We start from the raw sequence: 335 nt of genomic DNA, 5'->3' as shown, positions 1-335 counted from the left end.
AATGATGCCAACGACCCAACAGAAGGGGTTGCTGTTAGCGACTTTACTGTGAACGAAGATGCTGGTACTGCTGAATTTGTAATCTCCTATACAGGGAATACTGTTCAAGATGCCTTCAATGTAAACTTCAATGTAACCGATAACTCAGCTATTAATCCTGATGATTATACGGTAGCTAATACAGATACCTTCGTAACATTCCCTGCCGGAACAGCAACAGGGTCTTCTCTTGTAGTGACTATCAACATCGTGGACGATATGCTTATCGAAGCAACGGAAACTTTAGATATTACACTTGCTTTTGATGCTACTCCGCCTGCTGGTATTAACATGCT

At 41.8% G+C, this 335-nt stretch carries 1 protein-coding gene; it reads left to right on the top strand.

What is annotated here, in order from left to right; all coding sequences use genetic code 11:
• Window positions 1-335, top strand: a 335-nt coding sequence (locus RM542_RS14830) for a Calx-beta domain-containing protein (RefSeq protein ID WP_311386532.1), incomplete at both ends; no start/stop codon positions are given.

This window comes from Croceitalea sp. P059 (assembly GCF_031846365.1).
GTDB lineage: Bacteria > Bacteroidota > Bacteroidia > Flavobacteriales > Flavobacteriaceae > Croceitalea > Croceitalea vernalis.
Note: the sequence above shows the minus strand (reverse complement) of the source record. Positions and strands in the feature narration are given on the sequence as shown.